The sequence below is a fragment of the Nocardiopsis sp. Huas11 genome, from assembly GCF_003634495.1.
Classification (GTDB): domain Bacteria; phylum Actinomycetota; class Actinomycetes; order Streptosporangiales; family Streptosporangiaceae; genus Nocardiopsis.
This window is the reverse complement of the sequence record NZ_RBKY01000001.1, coordinates 4,816,625-4,841,735: the sequence shown is the minus strand read 5'-3', so window position 1 is coordinate 4,841,735 and position 25,111 is coordinate 4,816,625. Positions and strand designations below refer to the sequence as shown.

General features: G+C 72.2%; 23 protein-coding genes and 2 pseudogenes. 13 read left to right on the top strand and 12 right to left on the bottom strand.

Annotated elements, in window-relative coordinates; translation table 11 throughout:
* Positions 1 to 102 precede the first annotated feature (102 nt).
* Positions 103 to 1,677 (bottom strand): alpha/beta hydrolase, encoded by a 1,575-nt coding sequence (locus DFP74_RS21810; protein WP_121184231.1) that lies wholly within the window; start codon positions 1,675 to 1,677, stop codon positions 103 to 105.
* 107 nt (positions 1,678 to 1,784) lie between these two features.
* A complete protein-coding gene (locus DFP74_RS21805) occupies positions 1,785 to 2,501 on the bottom strand; it encodes a hypothetical protein (protein ID WP_121184229.1) in 717 nt (238 codons plus the stop codon).
* A gap of 114 nt (positions 2,502 to 2,615) precedes the next feature.
* Here DFP74_RS21805 and DFP74_RS21800 point away from each other — a divergent pair, with 114 nt between their 5' ends.
* Positions 2,616 to 3,260, top strand: coding sequence for a TetR/AcrR family transcriptional regulator (locus DFP74_RS21800; protein WP_233571101.1), 645 nt, complete (start codon positions 2,616 to 2,618; stop codon positions 3,258 to 3,260).
* Here DFP74_RS21800 and DFP74_RS34575 read toward each other — a convergent pair.
* From DFP74_RS34575 to DFP74_RS34565, 3 genes and pseudogenes are all read right to left on the bottom strand, one after another.
* Positions 3,235 to 4,406 (bottom strand): annotated as a pseudogene (locus DFP74_RS34575) (transposase). The gene DFP74_RS21800 and the pseudogene DFP74_RS34575 sit on opposite strands and share 26 nt — an antisense overlap.
* Before the next feature lie 51 nt (positions 4,407 to 4,457).
* Positions 4,458 to 4,850: a hypothetical protein gene (locus DFP74_RS34570; RefSeq protein WP_233571100.1), complete on the bottom strand. Its 393-nt coding sequence runs from the start codon at positions 4,848 to 4,850 to the stop codon at positions 4,458 to 4,460.
* On the bottom strand, positions 4,799 to 5,500 hold the full coding sequence (locus tag DFP74_RS34565) for a DUF4158 domain-containing protein (RefSeq protein WP_233571099.1): 702 nt from the start codon (positions 5,498 to 5,500) through the stop codon (positions 4,799 to 4,801). Before DFP74_RS34565 ends, DFP74_RS34570 begins: the two co-directional genes overlap by 52 nt.
* 324 nt (positions 5,501 to 5,824) lie before the next feature.
* Here DFP74_RS34565 and DFP74_RS21790 point away from each other — a divergent pair, with 324 nt between their 5' ends.
* Positions 5,825 to 6,658, top strand: coding sequence for an alpha/beta fold hydrolase (locus DFP74_RS21790; protein WP_370013416.1), 834 nt, complete (start codon positions 5,825 to 5,827; stop codon positions 6,656 to 6,658).
* A gap of 120 nt (positions 6,659 to 6,778) precedes the next feature.
* Positions 6,779 to 7,555 carry an AraC family transcriptional regulator gene (locus DFP74_RS21785; RefSeq protein ID WP_233571098.1) on the top strand — a complete coding sequence of 259 codons (777 nt, stop codon included), beginning with the start codon at positions 6,779 to 6,781 and terminating at the stop codon, positions 7,553 to 7,555.
* A 382-nt stretch (positions 7,556 to 7,937) separates the two neighbouring features.
* Here the strand turns inward: DFP74_RS21785 and DFP74_RS21780 are convergent, their stop codons facing one another.
* The gene (locus DFP74_RS21780; protein WP_121184223.1) at positions 7,938 to 8,729 is read right to left on the bottom strand and encodes a helix-turn-helix transcriptional regulator; all 792 of its coding nucleotides are present in this window, start codon (positions 8,727 to 8,729) and stop codon (positions 7,938 to 7,940) included.
* Positions 8,730 to 8,770: 41 nt separating this feature from the next.
* On the opposite strand from DFP74_RS21780, the pseudogene DFP74_RS35220 reads away from it, so the two are divergent.
* The 3 genes and pseudogenes from DFP74_RS35220 to DFP74_RS21760 all read left to right on the top strand — a co-directional run bounded on the left by DFP74_RS35220 (position 8,771) and on the right by DFP74_RS21760 (position 12,714).
* A pseudogene (locus DFP74_RS35220) lies at positions 8,771 to 10,342 on the top strand (MFS transporter).
* A gap of 173 nt (positions 10,343 to 10,515) precedes the next feature.
* The gene (locus DFP74_RS21770) at positions 10,516 to 11,433 is read left to right on the top strand and encodes a phosphotransferase (RefSeq protein WP_121184221.1); all 918 of its coding nucleotides are present in this window, start codon (positions 10,516 to 10,518) and stop codon (positions 11,431 to 11,433) included.
* Between the two features lie 513 nt (positions 11,434 to 11,946).
* Complete coding sequence (locus tag DFP74_RS21760; protein ID WP_121184219.1) at positions 11,947 to 12,714, top strand: SDR family oxidoreductase; 768 nt, start codon at positions 11,947 to 11,949, stop codon at positions 12,712 to 12,714.
* 155 nt (positions 12,715 to 12,869) lie between these two features.
* On the opposite strand, the gene DFP74_RS21755 is transcribed toward DFP74_RS21760, so the two are convergent.
* Positions 12,870 to 13,712 carry an SDR family oxidoreductase gene (locus DFP74_RS21755; RefSeq protein ID WP_121188425.1) on the bottom strand — a complete coding sequence of 281 codons (843 nt, stop codon included), beginning with the start codon at positions 13,710 to 13,712 and terminating at the stop codon, positions 12,870 to 12,872.
* 128 nt (positions 13,713 to 13,840) lie between these two features.
* Here DFP74_RS21755 and DFP74_RS21750 point away from each other — a divergent pair, with 128 nt between their 5' ends.
* Positions 13,841 to 14,701, top strand: coding sequence for a helix-turn-helix transcriptional regulator (locus DFP74_RS21750; protein ID WP_121184217.1), 861 nt, complete (start codon positions 13,841 to 13,843; stop codon positions 14,699 to 14,701).
* A 29-nt stretch (positions 14,702 to 14,730) separates the two neighbouring features.
* Here DFP74_RS21750 and DFP74_RS21745 read toward each other — a convergent pair whose 3' ends face one another.
* Entirely contained in the window at positions 14,731 to 15,594 is an 864-nt protein-coding gene (locus DFP74_RS21745) for a LysR family transcriptional regulator (RefSeq protein ID WP_121184215.1), read from the bottom strand.
* Positions 15,595 to 15,687: 93 nt separating this feature from the next.
* Between DFP74_RS21745 and DFP74_RS21740 the strand changes: the two genes are divergently transcribed.
* A complete protein-coding gene (locus DFP74_RS21740; protein ID WP_121184213.1) occupies positions 15,688 to 16,425 on the top strand; it encodes an SDR family oxidoreductase in 738 nt (245 codons plus the stop codon).
* A 191-nt stretch (positions 16,426 to 16,616) separates the two neighbouring features.
* Complete coding sequence (locus DFP74_RS21735; protein WP_121184211.1) at positions 16,617 to 17,882, top strand: sensor histidine kinase; 1,266 nt, start codon at positions 16,617 to 16,619, stop codon at positions 17,880 to 17,882.
* Here the strand turns inward: DFP74_RS21735 and DFP74_RS21730 are convergent.
* Positions 17,870 to 19,381 (bottom strand): serine hydrolase, encoded by a 1,512-nt coding sequence (locus tag DFP74_RS21730; RefSeq protein ID WP_121184209.1) that lies wholly within the window; start codon positions 19,379 to 19,381, stop codon positions 17,870 to 17,872. The genes DFP74_RS21735 and DFP74_RS21730 overlap by 13 nt on opposite strands.
* Positions 19,382 to 19,503: 122 nt before the next feature.
* On the opposite strand from DFP74_RS21730, the gene DFP74_RS21725 reads away from it, so the two are divergent.
* On the top strand, positions 19,504 to 20,154 hold the full coding sequence (locus DFP74_RS21725; RefSeq protein WP_121184207.1) for a response regulator transcription factor: 651 nt from the start codon (positions 19,504 to 19,506) through the stop codon (positions 20,152 to 20,154).
* 14 nt (positions 20,155 to 20,168) lie between these two features.
* Here the strand turns inward: DFP74_RS21725 and DFP74_RS21720 are convergent, their stop codons facing one another.
* On the bottom strand, positions 20,169 to 21,008 hold the full coding sequence (locus tag DFP74_RS21720; RefSeq protein ID WP_121184205.1) for an alpha/beta fold hydrolase: 840 nt from the start codon (positions 21,006 to 21,008) through the stop codon (positions 20,169 to 20,171).
* Positions 21,005 to 21,439, bottom strand: a complete 435-nt coding sequence (locus DFP74_RS21715; protein WP_121188424.1) for a helix-turn-helix domain-containing protein — start codon at positions 21,437 to 21,439, stop codon at positions 21,005 to 21,007. Before DFP74_RS21715 ends, DFP74_RS21720 begins: the two co-directional genes overlap by 4 nt.
* A 231-nt stretch (positions 21,440 to 21,670) precedes the next feature.
* Between DFP74_RS21715 and DFP74_RS21710 the strand changes: the two genes are divergently transcribed.
* From DFP74_RS21710 to DFP74_RS21700, 3 genes are all read left to right on the top strand, one after another.
* Positions 21,671 to 22,618: a ribonuclease Z gene (locus DFP74_RS21710; RefSeq protein WP_121184203.1), complete on the top strand. Its 948-nt coding sequence runs from the start codon at positions 21,671 to 21,673 to the stop codon at positions 22,616 to 22,618.
* A 137-nt stretch (positions 22,619 to 22,755) separates the two neighbouring features.
* Entirely contained in the window at positions 22,756 to 23,538 is a 783-nt protein-coding gene (locus DFP74_RS21705) for a putative protein N(5)-glutamine methyltransferase (protein ID WP_121184201.1), read from the top strand.
* A 71-nt stretch (positions 23,539 to 23,609) separates the two neighbouring features.
* Positions 23,610 to 24,311: a helix-turn-helix transcriptional regulator gene (locus DFP74_RS21700; RefSeq protein WP_121188423.1), complete on the top strand. Its 702-nt coding sequence runs from the start codon at positions 23,610 to 23,612 to the stop codon at positions 24,309 to 24,311.
* 63 nt (positions 24,312 to 24,374) lie between these two features.
* Here the strand turns inward: DFP74_RS21700 and DFP74_RS21695 are convergent, their stop codons facing one another.
* Positions 24,375 to 25,022 carry a GNAT family N-acetyltransferase gene (locus DFP74_RS21695; protein WP_121184199.1) on the bottom strand — a complete coding sequence of 216 codons (648 nt, stop codon included), beginning with the start codon at positions 25,020 to 25,022 and terminating at the stop codon, positions 24,375 to 24,377.
* Positions 25,023 to 25,111: the final 89 nt, after the last annotated feature.

Genomic DNA, 25,111 nt, shown 5'->3' with positions numbered 1-25,111 from the left:
CCTCATGCCACACCCTCGATCACGTCCCGACAGCCCTCGGTCCGTTCAGCCCGGCACCCACACGGTGGGCGGGGCCCGAGGCCTCAACCGGAGTCGAGCGTGTCACAGGCTGCAACGGGCGTCGGCGGGCGGGGATTCGAGGTCGAGGAGATATTCGTTGACCGCGTCGTTGACGCACTCGCTGCCGCCGAGGAGGTAGGCGCCGTGCTGCTTGCCGTCGACTGTGAGCAGGCTTCCGCCGAGGGCTTCCGCCAGCGCGATGCCGCCCTCGTGCGGGGTCGCGGGGTCTCCCGTGACCGACACGACGAGCGTCTCGGGAATCCCGTCGACGTCGGCGAGCCAGGGATCGTCGCCCGTGGGCGGCGCGGGCCACGCCTCGCACTCGCTGTGGTAGCTCCCCGACGTGAACACGTCGATGTCGAACATCGGCGCGACCTCTCCGATCTTGGTTGCCAGCGCGGTGGTCTCCTCGGGCGTCAGGCGGGGCCAGTCCATGCAGCGCACGGCGATGTTCGTGTCGAAGTCCAAGCCGTAGGCGCCATCCGCGGTGCGGGAGAAGAAGGTGTCGCGGAGGGTGAGCATCTCGTCGGCGTCCCCGGTCTCGAGTGCGGTCAGGGCGGAGATGATGGCGGGCCAGCTCGCCTCCGAGTACAGCCCGCCGGTGATGCCCAGGTAGACGTCCCACACACTCACCTCTCTGCCGTCGATCGTCGGTGGCGTCTCGACGAGCGGCCGCACGATCTCGTGCAGGCGATCGTTCGCAGCCGCGGGATCGGCGCCGAGCACGCAGTCGGGTGATTCGGCGCAGAGCGTGGCGAGATCGTTGAACCGCGCCTGAAAGCTGGCGGACTGCGAGACGCGCATCTCCCATGCCGTCAGGTCCGGCGCGATCGCCCCGTCGAGCACGACCGCGCGAACCTTCTCGGGGTAGGTCGTGGCATACATGGCGCCGAGCTGGGTTCCGTAGCTGTAGCCGAGATAGGTCAGCTTCTCGTCGCCGAGCACCTCTCGTATGATGTCCATGTCCTGTACGACGCTCTTGGACCCGGCGTTCACGAGGTTCGCGGCGCCGCCGGAACCCTCGGCGCAACGATCTGCGAGCTCCGTCGCCTGCTCGGCGCTGGTGATGTCGTACACGACGCCGAACCCTGGCGCCGTGCCTGCGTCGTACTCCTCGTCGGTGTAGCAGTCGATGGCCGGGGTCGATGCGCCGATCCCCCGCGGGTCGAAGCCGACGATGTCGAAGCGCTCGGCGACGGGGCTGGCCTGCCACAGAGGCAGGGTCATCGCGACGAAGTCGGTGCCGGAGCCTCCGGGGCCTCCCGGGTTGATCAGCAGTGAGCCCTCGGACTCGCCCGTCGCGGGCAAGCGCAGGAGCGCGATGTGCGCTCTTTCGCCGTCGGGCTCGTCGTAGTCGATCGGCACTTCGACCGAGGCGCACTCGAGCGCCGGGTTCGCGAACAACTCCGCGTCCGCGGCGTTCGTCGCGGTGTCCTCGCACCCTGCCCAGTCGACTTCCTGCTCGTGGTAGGCACCGAGAGTCGCATCGGTGTCACTGGCGGGCAGAGGAGAGGTCGGTGCGCAGGCGGCGAGCAGCAACGGAGCCGCACAGGCGGTTGCAGCGATCCCGATAGCGAGGCTCTTGGGTCCATGTTGGCGGCGATGATGTGATCGCATGGGAGGTCTTCCTTTCAATCGAGTGGTGTGTGGTTGGGGTACTGCCGAGGATGCAGAGGGCGTGCTTGGCCGGGCGTGGAGCTTGATCGAGCGTTCAGTCCGCGAGGTCAGGTCGGGATCCCGTCGGTCTCGGCGTCCAGGAGCCGGTGATGGCGGAAGGTGAGTGCTCGTTCGATCCCCGCGAGGCCCGCGGTGATGGTGAGTGCCGTGTTCGCCCACGCCGGCAGGTCGATAGGCGAGACGAACGGGGTGAAGCGATCCGTCCAGTGCGGCAGGTGGGTGACCAGTTCGAGTAGCTGCGGCGCGAGGAGGATCAGATTGACCGTCAGCACGATGACGGCCCCCGCGGCCAGCGCGCGCCCGACCCCGGGGTGCCGCAGGGAGAGCTGAGCGCGCCAGTGCTCGGGCGCCCCCTGTGCGGGATCGAGGCGTCGCTGGCTGCCGTCCGCGCTGACCAGGTGGATCCGCTGCATGCCGTACCTGCTCGCGGCGACCTCGATGCCGTCCGATCCGAGCGAGAACCGGACCGGCATGTCGCAGGTCCGCACGTGCCGGTCGTCCCTGTAGAGCGACGCCCGCCCCGACAGGTGATCAATATCGACCGTCGCCGTCGACGCATCGGAAAGGTCGATCGCGAAGCGCGTGCGCTGCAGCGAGAGGGAGCGGCGGAACGGCGGCAACGGCGCTCCCGGCTCCGGAGCGGGCGTCGACCACGCTCCCGCGTCGCCTTCGAGACCTCCGAGCCCGTCGTAGCCGTCGATCCGGCCGTCGTCGTGAGGCCCCTTCCGCGGCGCACCCGTCCAGGGGTCGTTCCAACCGTTCATGTCCCGCCCTGTCCGGGGCCGGGACGGGACGGAGCACTGCCACGAAGTTCATCTAGCATCCTCATGCCAAATAAAGTAGCACATGCATGCCAAAAAATGACTAGGATGGTGTCCATGCCTAAGAGAGTCGACCCGGATGCCCGCCGGGAGCAGGTCGCCGATGCCGTGATCGACGAGATCGCCGAGCACGGGATCCGCTCGGTGACCCTCACCCGGATCTCCGCACGCACCGGCCTGGCCATCGGGAGCATCCGGCACTACTTCGGCGACACCGTCCGCGAGGTCATGCGCTTCACGCTGGGCGTCCTCATGCAGCGCGCCGCGCGCCGCGACGCGAGGATGTCCGACGACCCGGTGGCGCGAATCGCGGATGTGATCGCCTTCGCCACGCCGACCAGCGAGCAGGAGCGCCGGGAGAACATCGCCCTGGTCGAATACCGCGTCATGGCGCGCACGGACCCGGAGCTCGCGGCCGACATCGCCGCGACGTCCCTCGCGGCCGAGGAGCTGATCCACTCGCTGCTGCGCGAAGCGCTGGCCGACCGTGTTGTCGACGAGGAGGCGCTGCACCGCGAGGCGCTCCTGCTGTTCGCCCTGATCGAGGGTCTCTCGTTCAGTTCGGCGCTGTTCTCCGCCCCGTTGCAGGAGACGGACGTCCGTACCGTCGTGACGGCGACCATGCAACGTCTGCGCGACGCCTATCCGCCTTCCGAAACAGCCGTAGAGGTAGCGGCTAAGCGGCCAGGTCCAGGACGGTGAAGTCGATCTCGTCCAGGGCGGACTCGAACGCCTCCGGTTCGATGCCCAGCACGTCGGTGGCGTAGGCGCCGAACCGGGTGATGTGGGCGCGGATGTAGGGGGAGAGTCCGGCGAGTTCGGCGGCGGTGATGGTCCACCCCTCGGCGACCAGGTCGCGGACGATGTCGGCGATGTCCAGGGCGTTGTGGAAGATGACCAGGTCGGCCAGCAGGGTGTTGAGCTTGATGAGCTTCTCCTGCTCGACGGGGTCGTTGTCGGCCAGCACCCCGCCGTTGCCGAACCTCAGCCACTGGGAAAAGGCGTTGTAGGACTCGACCTTGTTGGTGGCCGCGGTGATCCGTGAGCGCAGCGCCGGGTCGGCCAGGAAGCGCAGGAGCGCGACGGTGCGCACCGACCGGCCGACCTCGCGGAACACCTTGTAGATGCGGCTCTTGCGCGAGTTGGAGCGCAGTCGGCGCATGAGCGTGGTCGAGGACAGCCGTCCCTGGCTGATGGAGACGGCGACCTGCATCAGGTCGCGCCAGTGCCGCTCGATCAGCTTCCAGTCGATGACGTTGCGCCCCCGCTCCCCGTACAGCTCATCGGTGCTGGGGTAGAGCACCTTGTCGGATGCGCGGAAGAAGGTGAGGTCGGCGAAGTTGCGGATGCGGGGCAAAAGGTCGACCCGAACAGGGTGGCCAGGGTGAACACCGGCGCGGACTGGCCTTGGGTGTCCGCGTGCACGGTGGAGGGCTTGACACCGGAGGAGTTCTCCAACAGTCCCTTGATCAGGTGCACCGCCTCCCACACCCCGCACGGGATGAACCGGGAGAACAACGCGACGTAGGTGTCGGAGACGTAGTGGTAGGCGATCCCGCCCACCCCGCCGTAGCGGATGGAGGTCTCGGCGAGCAGGTTGTCGACGTAGGTGGCCACCTGCGTGCCGTCCGCGGCCACCGAGGTGCCATCGCCCCAGGCCCGCACCACGTCCAGGTCGTTGAAGGCGTCGACCACCACGGCGATCGCGGCGTTGAGCTTGGCGATGTCGATGTGGCGGTTGCGCACCATCGACAACTCCCGGGCGGTGATCCCGGCGATGTGGCGGGCGGCCTCGGTCGGGCCGATGTTGATGCCGCCGGTGAACACCGCCAGCGAGTACCGGCCCAACGTGTCCCGGATCTTGGGGTCGGCCCCCGAGGCCGGACCGAAGCAGTGGTATCAGCCCAGCCAGTAGGCGGTGCGCGCCACGATCTGCAACAGGGACCGCTCCGGCAGGCGCGCCTGGATCGCCTCGAACAGCTTCTCCACCGCCTGCGGAGCAGCCGAACCGCGCCGCGATCGCAGCCGGGGCACCCCGCCGTCGATGAACAGGTCGGTGTTGTCGGCGTACCCGGCCTCCAGTGCGATGGCCGCGTCCAGGTGCTGGTGCCTGAGGTGGTCGACGAACCCCGCCGCGGTGTCGGGCAGGCCGACCTCGGCGCAGAACGCGGCCAGCTTCTGCTCGCACTCATCCCACGGCAACAGGTGCTCGGACCAGTCGGCGTACTCGTTCGACCCGATCACGGCGATGTCGCCGGTGCGCAGCTCCTCGGCCAGGTAGTAGAACACCATCGCCTCGAAGTGGCGCCGCTCCACCATCCCCGGGCGGCGCCGGTCGGTGACCACGCGCCGCCAGTTGCCCGACGCGAAGCCGATCCCCGACTCCGGGTCCTCCTCCTCAGCCGGGGCGGCAGCGGGATGAAGTCGCGCCGCTTGGCCGCGTACTCCCGGGCGTGCTCCAACGCCACCAGCACCGAGGCATCCGAAGAGGTCGCCTTCAACTCCAGGTGGCCCACCAGGTCGAACATCACCGCCCGGTCCTTACGGAAGAACCGGTGCACCAGCATCTCGTGGTTGTCGCCGTGCAAGGCCGACACCTCCTCGATGTCGGCGAACTGGGAGGCGAACCCGCCCGCGGCCTCCACCACCTGCGCGGCCCGCCGGGCCCGCTCGGCCACCCCACCGCCCTGTGGCGCATCGGGGTCCAGGTGCTCCAGCACACCCCGGTAGGTGCCGATCAGCCGTTCGTTCACCGCCCGCTGGCGCTCGCGGATCTCCTCCAGCTCCTCCTTGGCGGGTGGTACGCGCCCCGCCCCGTGGTCGGGTTCGACCTCTGCGTCCAGGTCCAGGCAGCGCCGCACGTGGTCGACCACCTCGGCGGGGATCTCCTTGGGGCCGGGGAAGCGCGCCATCTTCTGGTAGCACTTCAGCGCGAGCACCACGCTGAGGTCAGCTTCTTGAACTGCGGGTAGGCCGTGCGCTCGATCGAGGTCACCGGCCGGCTCTTTCTGGTCAGGGGGTGGCGAACGCCGCACACGGTAGCGACAGCGAACCGGGGTGTCCCCAGCACTTCACCGAATCGCAACCGAACAGGAGCAGACCTCTACAGCACCGATGCGAGCAGGCTCGTTCAGCGGCCCATTGCCGCTTTCCGGCGTACTTGGTTCGCCCCCCTAGTGACGGCGCATGAGTGCGCCGCACGAACCCCGGTCCAGGGCGACATTCGTACAAGACAGACGATCGACATCCCACGCATCATCGATCGCATGAGTGAGTACGACGTCACACCCTCACATGGGATGCATGTGGTCCACGACGGCGCCCGACAGGCGTCGCCACTGTTGCTCGTTCACGGATCGGGCGCCTCGAGTGGCTCCTGGAGCGCGATGGTCCCGGCCCTCGCCGCGCACCATCACGTTCTCCGGGTGGATCTCCCGGGTTGCGGCCGATCACCGACCGCGGTCTCATACGACGTGTCCGTGCAGGCAGGCCGGGTGGCAGCGCTCCTCGACGAACTCGGCCTGCGTTCCGTCACCGTGGTCGGACACTCCAGCGGCGGCTATGTCGCTACCGCGCTTGCCGAACAGCGCCCCGACCTGGTGAGGTCGATCGTGCTCATCAGCAGCGGCCCGAGCCTCGATGCGCTCCTGCCTCAGCCGTTCCTCCTGCGGGTCCTGCTGGGCCCGCCTCTCGGCGCACTCCTGTGGTCGAGCCGCTCGGACGCGATGATCCGCAAGGGGATCAGGGCGACGGCTGCCCGCCCGGTGGATGTCCCGGACGACGTGGTCGCCGAGCTCAGGGGGACCCCGTACCGCGTGTTCAGGACTGTGCTGCGTCGGAATACGGAGTACGTCGCGGACCGGAGCGTGCCCGAGCGTCTGGCCACCCTCGGCGTTCCCGTCCTGGTGATCTTCGGTGCTGCCGATCCCCGTTGGGAGCCCTCGTCGGCGCACCAGTACGACGTGGTGCCCAACACCAGGGTCGAGCAGTTGCCCGGCGTCGGACACATGCCCATGCTCGAAGCGCCCGAGGCGACCAGCGAGCTGCTCCTCGACTTCACGGCGACAGACCGCGGGCGTACCGCCCCCGACACGGTTTAGGCTCCTCGCATGCTGTCGACAGGGGTACCACGCGACGGGGCGCTCGTGGACATCGCCGTCCCGCGCCCGGCAGATCGGCTGCCGGGCGGCGACATGGCCGGGTTCCGCTATCGTGCCCCCGTGTTCACGGACATCGCCATGGTCGCGCACCCCTCTGTCAGCCTGTTCATCGACCTGAGCGAGGGAGAAGGCCTCGTCCACCACACCCCTGGCCGACACAGGCGCGGCAGCGTCGTCGTCGGGCTCCTCCCCGGCGAACTCCGGACAGGCGGCCTCGCGGGAGAATGCCTCCAGATCCGGTTGGATCCGGCCGCAGCGACCGCGGTGCTCGGCACAGCGACTGAACTCACCGGGGCCGTAGTGTCCCTCGCGGACGTCTGGGGCCGCGATGCCGGACGGGCAGAGGACAGGCTGCGCGCCGCCGCGTCGTGGGACGAACGGTTCACGATCGCAAGGCAAATCCTCGGTCGGCGGCTGGACACCTGCCCAACGGTCGCCCCGGAGGTCGCCTTCGCCTGGCGGCAGGTGCGCTCCAGCCGGGGGCGGACGCGGGTCGACCGCCTTGCGGACGAGGTCGGCTGGAGCCGCAAGCGTCTGTCGGCTCGCTTCCGGTCCCAGCTCGGTATCACGCCCAAACGCGCCGCCCGACTGGTGCGGTTCGACCACGCCGCCCGTCTTCTCGCGGAGGGTCACGCCGCCGCCGGTGTAGCCGGGGAGAGCGGCTACGTCGACCAAGCCCACCTTCACCGCGAGGTCAAGTCGTTCACCGGGCATACTCCCGCGGCCGTGGCCGTCGCTCCGTGGCTCGCGATCGACCACGTTGCATGGTTCGGTTGGCCTCCGGGGAGGACCGGTCCGGGTTTTGGCGGTCGCGCTCTCCGTGACGTACGTGGCTGAGCGTGCGCCCCTGCGGGTGCCCGACTAACGATCGTTTCTGCGACCAACCGGGCCTGCGCGTCGACACACGACGCGACCCGCCCCTCGTCCTGGCGCGCCTTCACCACGACGTCGCGCCCGCCGGCCGACCCCAGCCCGACCACCGCCGACATCGACCGCACCTCGAACAGCACGCTGACCGGTGCGCACCCCCACCGGTCACGGCGCCAAGCCGCGAGCCAGGCCGGCAGATCATCGAACGGCATGGCGGGGACCGTGCCACGCGCCGAACACAGCGGGGGCGATCCGGCCATGGCGCACCGCGGGGCCTGGACCAACGGCCCACCAGAAGTTCCACGCCGGGGGAGCCACTGGGCAGGACCGCCGACCGGTCGGACGGTCGCTAGCGGCTCGTCTCAGGGGCCTCGAACACGGCGTCCCCGCTGAGATAGCGCCTGGGCGAGGTGCCGACGGTTCGTCGGAACGCCGCCAGGAACGCGCTCGACGTCGCGTACCCCACGGCGCGTGCGACCCGGGAGACGGATTGACCCTCGGCGAGCAGGGGCAGTGACGCCCGCAGCCGCATGTGGGTGCGCCAGCGATCGAAGCTCATGCCGGTGTCGTTGACGAACAGCCGTGTCAGGGTACGTCGGCTCACACCCACGGCCCGCGCGTGGGCTTCGAGGCCGCGCGGGTCCGCGGGATCGGCCAGCAGCGCGTCGGCCACGGCACACACGCGGGAATCGACGGGACGGGGCACGTCGATGGGCAGGGTCGGCAAGGGGTGCAGCAGGTCCAACAGGGCCGCCTCGGCCCGCAGCCGCACGTTATGGGCGAGGTCATGGCGGCTGAGGTGGTCGATCAGGTGGGCCAGCAGCCCGTTGACGCCCACCGGTGTGGGCTCCGTCCAGTCCAGAGCGCACCGGTCCGGTTCGAGATAGAGACTGCACAGCACCGCGTCGCGGGTCGCACCGGTCCGGTGCACGACCCCCGCGGGCAACCACAGCGCCCGCGTGGGCGGCAGGACCCAATAGGTGTCTTCGACGGCGACGCCGAGCACACCGTGCCGCGTCCAGGCCAACTGGTGCTGCAGGTGGCTGTGCGGCGGTATCCACTCTCCCGACGACAGGGGAAAGTGTCCCACGACGATCGCCCCCGCCCCGGGCGGGACGACTCCTAGGAAGGGCTCGGTCATGCCCCTGAGCCTATGTCCTCAATTCGACATGATGTGGCCTCATGGCGGATTGTGGCCAGATCGGCCGGTGCGTAGCTTCGTGGCATGCCGATCAATCCTTCGCGCCGACGGCGCTACTCCACAACGGATGTGCCGACAGCGCTCAAGGGGCGTGCGTCATGACATCGGCATCGCCCCCGACCGCCGTCACCGGCCGGCGTCGGCTGGCGCTGATCCTGTTGTGCTTCGTGCAGTTCATGCTCGTCCTGGACGACACGGTGGTCAGCGTCGCCCTCCCCAGCGTGCAGGACGATCTCGGCTTCAGCACCGCGGGCCTGGCCTGGGTCGTCAACGCGTACTTCCTCGCCTTCGGCGGGCTGCTGCTGTTGTTCGGCCGTGTGGCCGACCTGCTGGGCCGCAGGCGCGTCTACCTCGGCGGCGTGGCACTGTTCGGCGCGGCGAGCCTGGCCTGCGGACTCGCCCAGGAGCCATGGCAACTCGTGGCCGGACGGTTCGCCCAGGGCGCGGGCGCGGCCATGGCCGCCCCGGCCGCGCTGTCACTGATCACACTGTTGTTCCCCGGTACCGGGGAACGTGCCAGGGCACTCGGCATCTGGGGAGGCGTCGCGGGTCTGGGCGGCACGATGGGCGTGGTGATCTCCGGTGTGCTGACCGACCTCGCCTCCTGGCGCTGGATCTTCCTGATCAACCTGCCCGTGGCCGTTCTGGCCCTGGTGCTGCTGCCCTACGTGGTCGCCGAGAGCCGCGCCACCCGCCGCACACGCTTGGACGTACCAGGCGCGGTCCTGGGCACCGGCGCCGTCGTGTCCCTGGTCTACGGTTTCCTCCAGGCCGCGGAGTCGGGGTGGGGCAGCGTGGCCTGCGCCGGGCCGCTCCTCCTGGCCGCCGTCCTGGCCGTGGCCTTCCTCGCGGTCGAGTCGCGTACGGCTGAGCCGCTGGTGCCGTTGCCGTTCCTGGCCTAGCGGCCCCGTGCCGTCGCCAACGGTATGACCCTGCTGTTCTCCGCCGCCTTCTACGCGATGGCCTTCCTGCTGATGATCCACCTGCAGAACGTGCTCGGATACGGCCCGCTCGAGGCAGGAGTCGCCTATCTGCCCTACGGCGCCGGAATCCTCGGAGGACTGTGGCTGTCCTCCCGCGCGGTGCTCAGGTTCGGGGTGCGCCCCACGCTGGTCACCTCGTTCCTGATCAGTTCGGTCGGGCTGCTTCTGCTGTCCGGCGTGGCACAGGGCGACGGCTACGCCTCCGGCGTGCTGCCCGGCATGCTCGTCACGAGCCTGGGATGCGGCCTGGCCCTGCCCGCCCTGACGGTCGCCGCGCTCACGGGCACCACCGAGGACGACGCCGGTCTGGGCTCGGCCCTGTTCAGCTCCGTCCAACAGGTCGGCGGCGCTGTGGGCCTGGCGGTGCTGGTCACCCTGGCCGTACACCGCGGTGACGCCCTCACCGACTCGATCGGCCCCTCGCTCGCCGCGACACACGGCTACTCGTTCGCGCTCATCGTCGCCGCCGTCCTCCTCGCGCTCGGAGCCGTCGTCATCGCAGCACTGCTCGGGGGCGGACGCTCGCCATCCGAAGCCGACAGCGGCGCATCTGCAGCACAGCAGGGGTAACAGCAGATGACCGCCCCCGCGCTCGGCGTCCTTTCCGGGCAGGGGAGGGCGCGTATCCGCACAAGCGCCCGCGGTCACTGTTCGCCGTGGTCCACGACCGGACGGGCCGAGGTGTCGGCTGCCCCCTCGGCGGGTTCCGCGGAGCACACGCCACCCCGTTAGGGTGACTCGGCATGGCGGACATCGAGATCACCGCGGACCTCGTCCGCGACCTGCTGCGGGACCAGCGACCGGACCTGGCCGAGCTGCCCCTGCGCGAGGTGGAGGGCGGCTGGGGCAACCAGATGTGGCGCCTCGGTGACGACCTGGCCGTGCGGATCCAACGCATGGACGCCGACCCCGCACCCCAGCTCAAGGAGCGCCGGTGGTTGCCGCTGCTCGCCCCGCGCCTGCCGCTGCCCATCCCCGTCCCGGTGTGCGGGGGTGCGCCCTGTGAGCGCTTTTCCAAACTGTGGACGGTCATGACGTGGGTGCCGGGCCTGCCGTTGGACCTCGGATCGATCACCCGCGGCGAGCACGCGGCCGACACACTGGCGGCGTTCCTGCGGGCACTGCACGTGCCCGCGCCCGCCGACGCGCCGGCCGACACGGGCCGCGGCGCGCACCCCAAGGACCAGACGGAGGGCTTCGACCGGTTCTTCGCCTCGCTCGCGGCCGACGCGATCGGCTCCGACGCCGCCCGCATCCGGGCCGTGTGGGAGGACGCCGTCGCGGCCCCCGCCTGGGAGGGGCCGCCGGTGTGGGTGCACGGCGACCTGCACCCCGCGAACGTCGTCGTCGCCGGCGGCACGCTGGCGGGCGTGGTCGATTTCGGCGACCTGTTCGTCGGCGACCCGGCGCTGGACCTGGCCGCCGCCTGGGTGCTGCTCCCGGCGGGCACGGCCGCGCACTTCTTCGCCGCCTACGGGCGGGCCGACGAGGCGACGATCCGGCGCGCCCGCGGGCTGGCCGCGCTCAAGAGCCTCTTCCTGATGCTGATGGGCCAGAACGGTGACCGCGGCCTGCCCGGCGGCAAACCGGCGTGGGGCCCCGCGGGACGGGCGGCGCTCGACCGGGTCCTGAGCGAGCGCCCGAGCCGATTCCACGAGTAGCTCGACGGCCCATCTCGACACCGCCGAAGGCGACCGGACCGCTGCACCACAGGCACCCCGCCCCGCCGCGCCTGACTTCGAGGACACTCTGAGTGCCATGCCCGTAGGCGTTCCTGAGAGTGCCGGATTCGTCGGTACAGCCGTGACGTGCGCAAAGGACCTGCACGCCCGTCAGCACTTCAGCCCAGTGCCGGGACAGGTCGGGGCCGGAGGCGACCGCGGACGGAGCCGTCGGTGGCGCGGGTCCTGCCCGAACAGATCGCGTTGTCGCGCGAGCCCTGGGCCCGCCCCTGGCCCGCGCACGTCGACTGATCCGTCCGCGGCCACAGGCCGCCCCGCGCATCGCGGCACGCGGCCACACCGCCGAGGAGGCCCGCGCCCTCCCCACACGCTTTCGGGCCACGTCTCGCACCGGAAGGCGTCCCCGGGGTGTCACAGACGAGCGGGGCGCGGTGTCCGGTGTTGCGACGGCAGGTCTCATCGGACCCGCCACCACCGAAGGAGGAACGGGAGATGAGTGAGCAGACCACCCGGCACGGGGTCGCCCTGGTCACCGGGGCGAACAAGGGGATCGGACGCGCCACAGCCGAGCGGCTCGCCGAGCTGGGCATGGCGGTGGTCGTCGGCGCCAGGGACGCCCGGCGCGGCCAGGAGGCCGCCCAGGCGCTGCGGGCGCAGGGCGCCGACGCCCGCGCGGTCGTGCTGGACGTCACCGACCCGGCCACCGTCCAAACGGCCGCCGAGCAGATCGACGCGGCCTTCGGCCGCCTGGACGTGCTCGTCAACAACGCCGGCATCACCGGCTCCGGCCAGGTATCGCCCATGGACGCCACCGACCAGATCCCCAGCCAAGTCGATCTGCGCATGGTGCGGGCGGTGTTCGAGACCAACGTGTTCGGTGTGATCACGGTGACCAACGCGATGCTGGCACTGCTGCGGCGCTCCCCCACGCCACGTGTGGTCAACGTCAGCAGCCACTCGGCGTCGCTGACCCTGACCAGCGACCCGGACGGGCCCTTCGCCGCCCTGCTGCCCTCGGCCGCCTACCACCCGTCCAAGTCGGCGCTGAGCGCGGTGACCGTACAGTACGCCCACGAACTGCGTAAGGACGGCGTCCTGGTCAACGCGGTCGCCCCCGGCTTCGTCGACACCGACATCAACGACCACACCGGCCAGTTGACCCCCGCCCAAGGAGCCGCGGTCGTCGTGGACCTGGCCACCGCGGGCGCCGACGGACCCACGGGCGGGTTCTTCGGGCACGAGGGTCCGATCCCGTGGTGAGAGGGGTCCTCACCGGGCTCAGCCGCCGCCTCCCAGGGCCGGGCACCGCCTGAGCGCCCACCCGCCCGCCTGACCGGGGCCTGGGGACAGCGCGCCCATGCCCGGCCCTGTCGCGCCAGGGCCGGGCACCGCCCCGTCCGCGCCCGGGTGGCGTCTCACCCCTGTTGGACCGGCACGACCACCAGCTCGGCGATGTTGACGTGCGCGGGAGCGGCGACCGAGAACCCGATCGCGTCCGCGATGTCCTCGGCGTCCAGCGCACGCAGCTGGGAGCGCATCCGCGACAGGTTCGCCTTCATCGCCTCATCGCGCATGTCCGCGCCCAGCTCGGTGACCGTCACTCCGGGTTCGACGTTGCGCACACGCACCCCGCGCGGACCCAGTTCCGCGCGCAGGTTGCGGCTCAGGTGCGCCACGGCGGCCTTGGTCGCCGCGTACACCGACCAGTCGGGGTACAGCAGGTGGCCGGCCACCGACCCCACGTGCACCAGGTCCGCGGGGCCGCCCCGCCCGGCAGCGCGCAACAGCGAGTCGGTGAACGCGTGCGCGGTGTGCACCAGCCCGCGCAGGTTCACGTCGATCATCCGGTCCCACTCCTGGGTGGCTCCGGCCGTGAACGGCGACCCCAGCATCGCCCCGGCGTTGGCCACGACCAGGTCGACGGCGCCCAAGGCCGAGGCGATGGCACGGGCGGCCTCGCCCATCGCCTCAGGGTCGGTGATGTCCACCGCCAGGGGCAGGACCGCGGCCCCGCCGGCCCCGCCGAGCTCGTCGGCCAGGTCCTTGAGCCGGTCCTGGCGGCGGCCGAGCACGGCCACGGCCGCGCCGTCGGCGGCCAACCGTCGGGCGGTGGCCGCGCCGATCCCGCTGGAGGCACCGGTCACGACCGCGACCCGCCCCGAGAGCGGACCGCCCGCTCCGGCCCCGGCCCCGGCACCGGAGCCGGATGAGTCAGGAGAGTCGGAGGTGGAAGTGGTGGTGTTCGCATCGTGTGTCATGGACCCCACCGTGCCCGGCCGCGCCCGCGCCGCCCAGGCCGCGCACCACCCCGGGGCGGCGAACATGGGAGTAGCACGGCCACCCTGCGCGCTGGCACCCCGCCACGTGCGCGCCTAGGGTCGAGGACATGGACACCGACAACCCGCTCGGGCGGTTCCTGCGGGCCCGCCGCGCCCTGACCAGCCCGCAGCAGACCGGACTCCCCCAGACGGGCCGGCGCCGCGTGCCGGGACTGCGCCGCGAGGAGGTCGCGATCCTGTCCGGGGTGAGCACCGACTACTACGTCCGCCTGGAGCAGGGCCGCGAACGCAGCCCCTCCGCGCAGGTCGTGGACGCCCTGGCGCGCACCCTGGACCTGGACGAGGACGCCAGGGCCCATCTGCACCGGCTCGCCCACCCCACCGGCACCGTTCGTCGCCCGGCGCCGGGCGACGAACGCGTCAGCGCCGCCCTGGTGAGCATGATGGCGGGCTGGCACCGCACCCCCGCCCTGATCCTGGGCCGCCGCCTGAACGTGCTGGCCCACAACGCCCTGGGCGCCGCCCTCTTCGACGGCCACACCCACAGCCGCGACCTGCTGCGCCTGGTCTTCCTCGACCCGAGCGCACGCGAGTTCTACCCCGACTGGGAGCAGATCGCGGCCGGCACGGTCGCCGCCCTGCGCGCCGGCGCCGCGGAGGAGGCCGACGACCCCCGGTTCGCCGCAACCGTGGGCGAGCTGTGCCTGAAAAGCGAGGAGTTCGCCCGGCTCTGGGCCCGCCACGACGTGCGCCACAAGACCCACGCGAGCAAACGCTTCCACCACCGGCTGGTGGGGGAGCTGACCCTGGACTACGAGACGCTGACCGTCAACAGCGCCCCCGGCCAGCAGCTGGTGGTCTACCAGGCCGCCCCGGACAGTACCTCCGAGCAGGCACTGGCCCTGCTGGGCAGCCTCACCGCCTCCGACTCCGCCGCCCGCGACCCCCACCCGGCCCCCGAACGCTGACACCGCCCACCCCTCGGCCGTCCCACCTCTCACAACCGGGTGGCGGTGTCCACCAGCCCCGCCAGGGCGAGGGAGCGACTGTGCGCCGGCCAGGCGATATGGGTGACGACCGGGGACGCGTCGGTCACAGGAACGGCGGTGTGTTCGGCCCACAGCCACGCCCGGGCGGAGTCGGGAAAGACCGCGACGGTACGCCCCAGGGCGATCAGCTGAGCCAGCTGGGTCTGGTCGTGGATCCGCGGGCCCGGCCCGGACGGGTAGGTGCCGTGGCGGGCCCAGCGGGCGAGCGGAAGATCGGGGATGTCGGTGACCTCGGCCATGGACAGGCTCGCGCGCCCGGCGAGGGGATGGGTCGCGGGCACGATGGCGATCTGCCCCTCGGTCATCAGTTCCTCGCTGTCGAACCCGGCCAGGGAATTGAACGGCGCGTGCATGATCGCCACGTCGGCGCGGCCGTCGCGCAGCATCTCCCCCTGCTCGCACGTGCCGCTCGGCAGCACCTCGATCTCGGCGGCCTCCGGCTCGGCCGCGTAGGCGTCCAGGAGCTTGTGCAGGAGTTCGTGGGACGCGGCTGCCTTGACCGCCAGCACCAAGCGCTCACGTGAGCCGCCCGCACCGTCGGCGCCACCGGCGCGACGCGTGCGCCGGGCGGCGGCGGTGGTCGCGTCCAGGGCCGCGCGTCCCTCCTCCAGCAGCACCCGTCCGGCACCGGTCAGGGAAACGCCGCGCCGGTCGCGATCCAGCAGGCGCACATCCAGGCGCCGCTCCAGCCGCTGGATCGCCCGGGACAGCGGAGGCTGGCCCATGCCCAGGCGTTCGGCGGCCCGGCCGAAGTGCAGTTCCTCGGCCACGGCCAGGAAGTAGCGGAGCTCACGGGTCTCCAAGGTGTCCATGGCCGCACTCTAGCCGCGTGATACCCGCCGGGTATCACAGGGCGCCGGATCGGTGTTGGCCGCGCCAACGGCCGACGAGCCAGTATCGAACCCATGAGCGAAACGAAGACCGCGCTGGTCACCGGCGCCAACAAGGGAATCGGATACGAGATCGCCGGCGGGCTGGGCGCCCTGGGATACCGGGTGGCCGTGGGGGCCCGTGAGCAGACCCGGCGCGAGAGGGCCGTGGAGAGGCTACGCGCCGCCGGGGTGGACGCGTTCGGCGTGGCGCTGGAGGTGACCATTGACCGCAGCGTCGCCGAGGCGGCCGCACTGGTCGAGCAACGCCTTGGGCGCCTGGACGTTCTCGTCAACAACGCGGGTATCTCGGGAGAGACGGGGCCGGGGTGGGGACAGGACCCCACCACCCTGGACCTGGACGTGGTGCGCACGGTCGTGGAGACCAACGTCATCGGCGTCATCCGGGTCACCAACGCGATGCTGCCGCTGCTGCGGCGCTCGGCCTCGCCGCGCATCGTCAACGTGTCCAGTTCCGTGGGCTCCCTGACCCGCCAGTCCGACCCCGACATCGAGGTGGGCCCCGTCATGGCGGCCTACGCACCATCGAAGTCGTTCCTCAACGCCCTGACCGTGCAGTACGCCCGCCGGCTCGACGACACGAACATTCTGGTCAACGCCGCCTGCCCTGGTCTGGTCGCCACCGACTTCACCGGCTTCCAGGGTCCTCGCACCCCCCGGCAGGGTGCGGCCACCGCGATCCGGCTCGCCACGCTGGCCGACGGCGGGCCCACCGGAGGGTTCTTCGAGGACGCCGGGGCCATCCCCTGGTGACCCCCCGGGGGGGGCGGACACGGCTCCGGGCCGGGGCCGGATGGCCGTCGGCGCGTTCGTGTGAACCCGCGATGGCACCCGGCCCCGGCCCGCGGGCCACCGGACCGGCCGGCGCCCCCAGCGCGCAGACGGGGCCCCAAGGCCAGACCCGCCCCTACCCTTGAGCCGAGCGCACCGCCGGGGGGAGAGCAGTGAACGGACCGCGAACACCGTCCCCACGGGGCTCCATCGCCTTCACCGACCTGGCCCTGGCGATCGCCCTGACACCCCTGGCGCTGCTCAACCGCCTCTTCGACACCCCCTGGTGGGCCCTGGCCGCGGCGGCGGCCCTGCTCCTGGCGGCCCTGGCCGGGCACCGCCGCCGGCCCTGGGCCGCGCTGGCCACGACCCTGGCCCTGGCCCTGTGGTCCTCCAACGCGGTGCTGGCCGCCGCCGTGGTCGCCTTCGGCATCGGCCGCCGAGGCGGGCGCCCCACCAGGCGTGCGGCCGCCCTCGCCACCGCGCTCGCCGGCGCCCTCCTGAGCGTCCTGGCCGCCCTGGTGTGGACCAGCGAGCCCCCGACCCTGGAAGCGCTCGCCCTGCTCCCCCTGCCGGTGGTCCTGGCCTGGACCCTGGGCGAGCACCTGCGCACCCGCGCCGACCTGCGCAGACGCCAGGCCCAAGGGATCGCCGAGCAGGCCCGCCTGCGCGAGCGCGCCCGCATCGCCGGCGACATGCACGACTCCCTGGGCCACGAGATCGGCCTCATCGCCGTCCGCGCCGGCGCCCTGCAGGTCGACCCCCACCCCACCCCCGAGAGCACCCGCGCGGCCGCCGCCGACCTGCGTGCCGGCGCCGCCCGCGCCGCCGAACGCCTGCGCCAGGTCATCGGGGTCCTGGGCGCACAGCACACCCCCGCCCCCGACAGCACCGACGACCTCCTCGAACGCGCACGCGCCGCCGGCATGCGGGTAGGCCTGCGCACCCGGGGACCGCACACCGCGGGACCGGACCTGGTCGAGCGCACCCTGCACCGCCTGCTCCAGGAGGCCCTGACCAACGCCGCCAAGCACGCCCCCGGCGCACACGTGGACATCGAGCTCGCCCGCACCCCCGCCCACACCACGCTGACCGTCACCACCGGCCCACCGGCCCAGGCACCCACCACCGCCCCGACCGGCGCCGGCACCGGCACCGGCACTGGCACCGGCCTGGTGGGCCTGCGCGAACGCGTCCGCCTGAGCGGAGGAACGCTCTGGGCCGCGCCCCTGGGCGAGGGTTTCCAGGTGCGCGCCCACCTGCCCCACACCCCCACCGCAGAGGCGGCGCCACAGGAGCCCGGCCCCGACGACGCGCTCCCCCCGCACCTGGCCGCCCGCGCGTGGCGGCGCCTGCGCTGGGACCTGGCCCGCACCGTCGCGATCACCACGGCGCTCACCATCGCCCTGGCCTCCCTGGCCGCCCTCTACGGCTGGTGACCAGCAGACCCCGAGCGCACGCGTTCGGACCAGTACCAGCGCACCACCACCGTCACCGTGTTGGCCAGCGCCGCCACCACCAACCACACCGGCAACGCCGTGAGCCCCACGGAGCCCACGCCCAGCGCCCACACCACCGAGGTCTTGGCACCCGAGAGCGCACCCAGCACCACGAAGGCCGCGATCAGCGCCAACGGCAGCAGGCGCGGCAGCGACCTGGCCACCGCCCGCCACCGGGGACGGCCGGCCATGCGCAGCGCCCACGCGCGCGCACCCAGCACACGCCGCACACCCAGCCCCACCGTCACCAGGGCCAGCGCACCCAGGACCGCGTCGATGATCCGGTGCACCGGCACGGGCTGGTCGGGCGTGCTCCCCTGGGCCAGTTCCAGCAGGGCCACCGCCAACGGCTGTGCGGTGTCCAGAGGGGTCAGGCTGTTGTTGAGCACCACCACTCCCAGAGAGCGTTCCTCGGCCACGGTCTGGTAGGCCGTGTAGCCGAACAGGGTCCCGCCGTGGGCCATCCGGTCCTCACCCGGCACGGGCCGCCACCCCATCGCGTAGCGCTCCTGGGGGCCGGAGGGTGTGAGCAGGGTATCGATGCTCTCGCCGGACACGAACGGCTCACCGCTCGCGGTACGCCCGCCGCTGGTGAAGGGGGCCAGCCAGCGGCCCATGTCCGCGGCGGTCGCCACGACCCCGCCCGAGCCGACGAAGAAGTCCGGGGGCTCGTGCAGCGGCACGGACATCCCGTACAGGGGCACATGGCCGTTCTCCAACCCCTCGAACTCGGCCACGGCCCGCTCACCGTCCACGGCACTGCCGCTGTCGGCCATGCCCAGGGGCGCCAGCACGGCGTCGTCGAGGTAGTCGCCGAACGACTGCCCCGAGACCACCTCGACCAGGCGCGCCAGCATGTAGTAGTTGCCGCTGTAGTAGTGGTGGCGGGCGCCGGGGTCGGCACCCAGCTCCATGGTGGCCAGGATCGCCACGGCCTCGCGCGGGCTCTGCTTGTAGCGGCGATCCGGTGAGAGCAGTCCCTGGGAGGCCATACCGGAGGTCTGGTCCAGGAGTTGGCGCACGGTGATGCGCTCGGCCCGGGGGTCGACGGGGTCGTACTCGGGCAGGTGGTCGGTGACAGGGTCGTCCAGGGCGATCTCGCCCTCCTCCACCAGGAGCATGACGGCCATCGCGGTGATGGCCTTGGACAGCGACGCGGTCAGCATGGGGGTGTCGGCGGTGACCGGACGCCCCTGCGAGTCGTGCCCGTAGCCGCCGGTGTGCAGCACCCGGCCTTGGCTCACCACCGCCACCGACACCCCCGCCAGCCCCTGGCGGCGCACATACTCCTGCACGTACCGGTCGATACGGTCGGTGTCCACCGCCGCCGCCGGCCCCGAAGACGAACCCGGGGCGGCCGCGGCGGGAGCGGTCTGGGCGGCCACCAGGACCAGAACGGACACCAGGATGGCCAGCGCTGTACAAAGACGAGAGAGCATGGGTCGAATCTAGGAACGGGGACGGCCCGCCCGCATCGGGTCTTCGCCGTGCCCGACCCCTGACTTTCGGGGGAGGATCCCGGGCGCCCGCGCCCTGACGACACGAAGGGGGAGCCCCAGCCATGATCGGTGTGGTCCTGGCCGACGACGAGTCGATGATGCGCGCCGGTGTGCGCGCGATCGTGACCGCCGACCCGCAGATCACGGTGCTGGGCGAGGCCGCCGACGGCCACCAGGCCCTCGCACAGGTGGTCCGCCACCGCCCCCAGGTGGCCCTGTTCGACATCCGCATGCCGCGCATGGACGGGCTGGCCGCCGCCGCGCGGGTGCGCGAACAGGTGCCCGAGACCGCCCTGGTGATGCTCACCCTCTTCGGAGAGGACGCCTACATCGCCGCGGCCCTGGAGATGGGGGTGAGCGGGTTCGTGCTCAAGACCGGCGACCCCGGCGACCTCATGGCCGCGGTGCGCGCCGCGGCCGACGGCGGGGCGTTCTTGTCCCCGCCGGTGGCCCGCCGGGTCCTGGACCACCTGGACGGGACCCGCTCCCATGCCGCCCGCGAACGGGTCGGCGCCCTGAGCCCGCGCGAGCGCGAGGTACTGGCCCTGATCGGCCAGGGCCTGACCAACACCCTGATCGCCCAGCGGCTGGGGTTGGCGCCCAGCACGGTCAAGACCCACGTGGACGCGGTCCGGGCCCGGCTGGGTGTGCGCACCCGGGTGCAGGCGGCCCTGGTGGCCTACGACGCGGGCCTGTTGCACACCGACCCCTGAGAGCGCCCCGACCTCTACTCGGCCAGGAACCGCGCGAGCTCCTCGCCCTGGCCCAGGAGCGCGTGTCCGGCCTCGGGCAGGACACGCACCTGGGCGTGGGGCACCCACGCGCGCAGCCGCGCGGCGGTGCCGGCCGAGTCGAACATCGCGTCGCGCCCGCCCACGACGGCCAGCACGGGCATCGTCAGCTCGCCCAGCGCCTGGTCGGAGAACGCGGGCAGGCGCTCGGTGCGCGGCCGAAAGTGGGCGAAGGTGCGCTCCAGCACCTCCAGCATGGGGACCGCCTCCGCGGCCGAGAGCCCCGTCATGGCGCGCACCGACCGGCGCCGCCCCCAGGGGCCCAGTGCGCGCAGGGCCAGGGCCGCCACGATCTTGCCCATGGTCTGGCGGCCCAGCCCTCCCGGGCACAGCAGTCCCAGGCGCCGCACCCGATCGGGCCTGCGGGTGGCCAGGTCCAGGGCCATCCACCCGCCCAGGGACATGCCCACCACGGCCGGTTCGGTGAGGCCGAGCCCGTCCAGGACCTGGACGAGCCACTGGGCGTGGGCCCCGCCCTCCAGGGGCGGGCGCGAGGGTGCGCTCAGCCCGGGCTCGCCGATGAGGTCGACGGCGTACACGCGCGAGGTGCGCGCCAGGGCGGCGATGTCGCCGCTCCAGGCGCCGGCGTTGGCGCCCGACCCGTGCAGGAGCACCACCGGGGGCGCGTCCGAGGGCCCGCAGACCAGCACGAACGTCTCGCCCTGGTCGGTGGCCACGCGCAGGTGCTCGGCGCTGACCGGCCACCGCCGCAGCTGGTCCAGGTAGTGCTCGCGCAGCAGGCGCTCGCCGGTCGGGGAGGAGTAGATCGTGTTCATGAGGCCAGGACACCTTCGATGTAGTCGAGCAGGCGGGCGGTCTCGCTCAGAGGGCCCAGGACGATGACCTTCATCCGCGCGCGGGCGGGGTCGTAGACGGTCTCTACGCGCAGCGGCCGCCCGCCGGGGCGGGGCCCGCCGGCCACGCTGGTGAGCAGGGTGGTGAGGCGGTCGGCGGTGCGCGCGTCGACCCCTTCGACCTCGACGATGCTGGAGGCCTCGGCGTGGCGGGGCGCCGGCTCGGGCTCGGCCGGCGCGGATCCGGGCACGGGGGTGCCGGTGAACTCCTCCAGGTCCGCGGGCGCGATGCGGTACTGCTTGCCGATGCGTACCGCGCGCAGCCGCCCCTCGCGCACGTAGTTGCGGATGGTGCGCACGTGCAGACCCAGCAGGTCGGCGACCTGGTCCACGGAGTACAGATGTTCTGTCACCACCACACCCTATCCTTCCCTAACTTCCATCACAACACAGCAAATAGAGGAATATAGGGAAGGATGCGGGTGCGGGACGGCACCGAACCCGACACAGCCACTGAGCGGCCACGACCGCCCCGGCCCCGACCCCCGCGCGGAGGCCACACGAGCGAGCGCGCCCACACCGCCGCCACCGCCCACGGAAAAACCCCGCGTCCCCCCACACCCGGCTGTGGCAGGATCCCTGCCATGTCCGCACGCGAACTCCACATCCTGGGCACCTCCAGCGCCGTCCCCACCAAACGCCGCAACCACAACGGCTACTTCCTGCGCTGGGACCAGCACGGCATCCTCTTCGACCCCGGCGAAGGCACCCAACGCCAAATGCGCCACGCCGGCCTGGCCGCCTCCGACCTGACCCGCGTGTGCATCACCCACTTCCACGGCGACCACTGCCTGGGCCTGCCCGGCATCATCCAACGCATCGCCCGCGACCGCCCCACCCACCCCGTGCGCGTCGCCTACCCCCACAGCGGACACCACTACTGGGAGCGCCTACGCCACGCCAGCGCCTTCCACGACACCGACCTCGTCCAAGGCCAAGGCGTGGGCGGCCACGGCAGCTGCCCCCTGGGCGAGGACGACCTGCGCCTGAGCGCCCTCCCCCTGGCCCACTCCATCCCCACCTACGGCTACCGCCTGGCCGAACCCGACGGATGGAGCATGCTCCCCCAAGCCCTGGCCCACCACGGCATCACCGGCCCCCTCATCGGCCGCCTACGCCGCGAAGGCACCATCACCTCCCCCCACGGCCACACCGTCCACCTGTCCCAGTGCGCCACACCCCGCCCCGGACAGGTGTTCGCCTTCGTCATGGACACCGGCGAATGCGACCAATCCCTGACCCTGGCCCAGGACGCCGACATGCTCGTCATCGAATCGACCTACCTGGAGGAGGAAACCCACCTGGCCCGCGCCCACGGCCACCTCACCGCCCGCCAGGCCGCACGCATCGCCGCCCGCGCCCGAGCACGCACCCTCGTCCTGACCCACATCTCCGAACGCTACGAACACGGCGAGGACCAACGCTTCCTCGACCAGGCCGCCACCGAGTTCGACGGCACCATCCACCTCGCCCAGGACCTGGACCGCATCGCCCTCCCGCCCCGCCGCCGACCAGCCCAGACCATGGTGTAGGTTGGCACCCGTCCGCGCACGCACACGATCAGGGGAGGTGAGCAGCGATCCTCGCCATCACCCACGGGGCGCCCTCACCACGAGGTGGCACCGCCACCTCCTGACCTCGGGCGACCCACGTGATCGAAAGGTTTTGCGTGGTCCTCCCACACCCTGACACCGACCAGGACTTCGCCCTGGTCCAGCGCCTGCGCCGAGCCGGATGCGTCTTCGCCGAAGACGAAGCGGCCCTGATCACCGCCACCGCCCGCACCCCCCACGAGCGCGACCTCATGGCCGACCGCCGCTGCGCCGGACTGCCCCTGCAACACGTCCTGGGCTGGGCCGAATTCTGCGGCCTGCGCCTGCGCGTGGACCCCGGCGTGTTCGTCCCCCGCCCCCGCAGCCGCTACCTGGCCCACCAGGCCAGCGCTCTGGCCCCACCCACCGGCGTGGCCGTGGACCTGTGCTGCGGCACCGGCGCCCTGGGCGCCGTCCTGACCCACCACCACCCCGCCCTGACCCTGCACGCCAGCGACATCGACCCCGCCAGCCTGGACTGCGCCCGCCACAACCTGCCCGGCGCACACATCCACCAGGGCGACCTCTTCGACGCCCTGCCCCACCACCTGGCCCACCGCGTCGACCTCCTGGTCGCCAACGTCCCCTACGTCCCCAGCGACCACATCGCCCTGCTGCCCCCCGAAGCCCGCGAACACGAACAGCACCGCGCCCTGGACGGCGGCGACGACGGCCTGGACCTGGTCCGACGCGTCAGCGCCCGCGCCCCGCACTGGCTCGCCCCCGGCGGGCACCTGTTGGTGGAGGTCAGCGGCGCCCAGGTCAGTGCCGCACGCCAGGCCTTCACCGACGCCGGACTCACCTGCCGGGTACGGCACTGCCCCGAACAGGAGGCCACGGTCATCATCGGCACCCGCTGAAGCGCCCCCGCCACCCGGGGCGCCCACCTGCCCAGGGGCGCCCCGGGCACCGAGGACCCACCATGGACACCATGAGCACGCCCCACGACCACGCCGCCGCCCTGGCCCACCTGGCCGCTCTGCTCGCAGACCCCACCCGCGCCGCCATGTGCCTGGCCCTGCTGGACGGCCGCGCCTGGACCGCCGGAGAACTGGCCCGCCACAGCGGCGTGGCACCCTCCACCGCCACCGAGCACCTGACCCGCCTGGTCCAGGGCGGTGTGCTCACCCAGCACCGCCAGGGCCGCCACCGCTACGTGCGCCTGGCCGACGAACGCACCGCCCACCTGGTGGAGTCCCTGGCCGCCCACGCCACACCACCGCCCGCGCCGGCCCGCACCCTGCGCCAGGACCGCGCCGCCGGGGCACTGGCCCGCGCCCGCACCTGCTACGACCACCTCGCCGGACGCCTGGGGTGCGCGGTGACCGAGGCGATGACCCACCAGGGGTTGCTGGACCAGGCCACCGGGTTCGCGCTCACCGACACCGGCCTGGCCTGGTTCGACGCACACGGCATCACCCTGCCCAAGGCCGGGCGCCGACCCCTGGCCCGCGCCTGCCTGGACTGGACCGAACGCCGCCCCCACCTGGCGGGCGCGGCCGGGGCGGCGCTGTGCGCGTGGGTCCTGGACTCGGGCTGGTGCGTGCGCGTGGGATCGGGCCGCGCTCTGCGCATCACCGACTCCGGGCGCACCGCCCTCGAAGAACTGTGGGGCCTGCCCACCCCCGTCTGAGACCCCCCGCCCTCTGTTGCACTCCGAGTGCTCGCCAGGGGCGTGGTGGGACCACGGGCTCCCTCACAGGTGGGCCGCGGTGACCTCGCACACCACGGTCCAGCCCATGCGCTCGTAGAGCTTGCGGCCATCCTCGGTGGCCACCAGGACGGCGTGTTCGGCGCCCCGCTCGGCGACCGCGGCCGTCAGTGCGCCCACCGCGAGTCCGGCCAGGCCGCGCCGCCGGTGCGCAGGCTCGGTCACCACCTGGTCGAACACGGCCGCCCGGCCGGCCAGAGCGGCGACCGCACCCGCCGCACGCTCCCCAGAGGGGGCGCACACCACGGCATGGTGGACCCCGTCCGCGCCCTTGACCTGCAGGGTGTAGGGCTCAGGTGTCTCCACCAGGGCGGGTGGCGACACCGCGGTACTCATCAGGTACTCGGGCTCTCCGACTTTCCACGCGGGAGTCAGACGATCCAGGACGTCTGAGCGCGGGCCGCACACCTTCAGCCAGGTGCCCGGTTCGTTCAGCCCTCTGGCCCGGGCGGCGACGGTGCGGGTGGTGGGCAGGACGTAGCGAACGAGATGACCGACAGAGGCGACGTCCAGACGGTAGCCGTCGACTTCACTGGTGGGCGCGAGAACACCGCGCGCCCGCGCCCAGCCATGGACCCAGCTCCCGACCAGGTCCTCGATGTGCGCGAGTGCGGCCGGCGGTGACTGTTCCATAGGCGGCATCGTGGCACACACGTGACTCGGGGAGCGAGCAGGATTCGCCGCACCCGGCATGGGCCGACATTTTCGCAGGCCAGCACGGT

Excerpts from the sequence above, each read along its gene's own strand:
- DFP74_RS34570 (WP_233571100.1), bottom strand. The coding sequence starts at position 4,850 with ATGGTGTTCTACTACCTGGCCGAGGAGCTGCGCACCGGCGACATCGCC.
- DFP74_RS21755 (WP_121188425.1), bottom strand. The coding sequence starts at position 13,712 with ATGACACACGATGCGAACACCACCACTTCCACCTCCGACTCTCCTGAC.
- DFP74_RS21790 (WP_370013416.1), top strand. The coding sequence starts at position 5,825 with ATGAGTGAGTACGACGTCACACCCTCACATGGGATGCATGTGGTCCAC.
- DFP74_RS21730 (WP_121184209.1), bottom strand. The coding sequence starts at position 19,381 with ATGCTCTCTCGTCTTTGTACAGCGCTGGCCATCCTGGTGTCCGTTCTG.
- DFP74_RS21800 (WP_233571101.1), top strand. The coding sequence starts at position 2,616 with ATGCCTAAGAGAGTCGACCCGGATGCCCGCCGGGAGCAGGTCGCCGAT.
- DFP74_RS21745 (WP_121184215.1), bottom strand. The coding sequence starts at position 15,594 with ATGGACACCTTGGAGACCCGTGAGCTCCGCTACTTCCTGGCCGTGGCC.
- DFP74_RS21750 (WP_121184217.1), top strand. The coding sequence starts at position 13,841 with ATGGACACCGACAACCCGCTCGGGCGGTTCCTGCGGGCCCGCCGCGCC.
- DFP74_RS21740 (WP_121184213.1), top strand. The coding sequence starts at position 15,688 with ATGAGCGAAACGAAGACCGCGCTGGTCACCGGCGCCAACAAGGGAATC.
- DFP74_RS21805 (WP_121184229.1), bottom strand. The coding sequence starts at position 2,501 with ATGAACGGTTGGAACGACCCCTGGACGGGTGCGCCGCGGAAGGGGCCT.
- DFP74_RS21770 (WP_121184221.1), top strand. The coding sequence starts at position 10,516 with ATGGCGGACATCGAGATCACCGCGGACCTCGTCCGCGACCTGCTGCGG.
- DFP74_RS21810 (WP_121184231.1), bottom strand. The coding sequence starts at position 1,677 with ATGCGATCACATCATCGCCGCCAACATGGACCCAAGAGCCTCGCTATC.
- DFP74_RS21760 (WP_121184219.1), top strand. The coding sequence starts at position 11,947 with ATGAGTGAGCAGACCACCCGGCACGGGGTCGCCCTGGTCACCGGGGCG.
- DFP74_RS21700 (WP_121188423.1), top strand. The coding sequence starts at position 23,610 with ATGAGCACGCCCCACGACCACGCCGCCGCCCTGGCCCACCTGGCCGCT.
- DFP74_RS21695 (WP_121184199.1), bottom strand. The coding sequence starts at position 25,022 with ATGGAACAGTCACCGCCGGCCGCACTCGCGCACATCGAGGACCTGGTC.
- DFP74_RS21780 (WP_121184223.1), bottom strand. The coding sequence starts at position 8,729 with ATGACCGAGCCCTTCCTAGGAGTCGTCCCGCCCGGGGCGGGGGCGATC.
- DFP74_RS21725 (WP_121184207.1), top strand. The coding sequence starts at position 19,504 with ATGATCGGTGTGGTCCTGGCCGACGACGAGTCGATGATGCGCGCCGGT.
- DFP74_RS21720 (WP_121184205.1), bottom strand. The coding sequence starts at position 21,008 with ATGAACACGATCTACTCCTCCCCGACCGGCGAGCGCCTGCTGCGCGAG.
- DFP74_RS21710 (WP_121184203.1), top strand. The coding sequence starts at position 21,671 with ATGTCCGCACGCGAACTCCACATCCTGGGCACCTCCAGCGCCGTCCCC.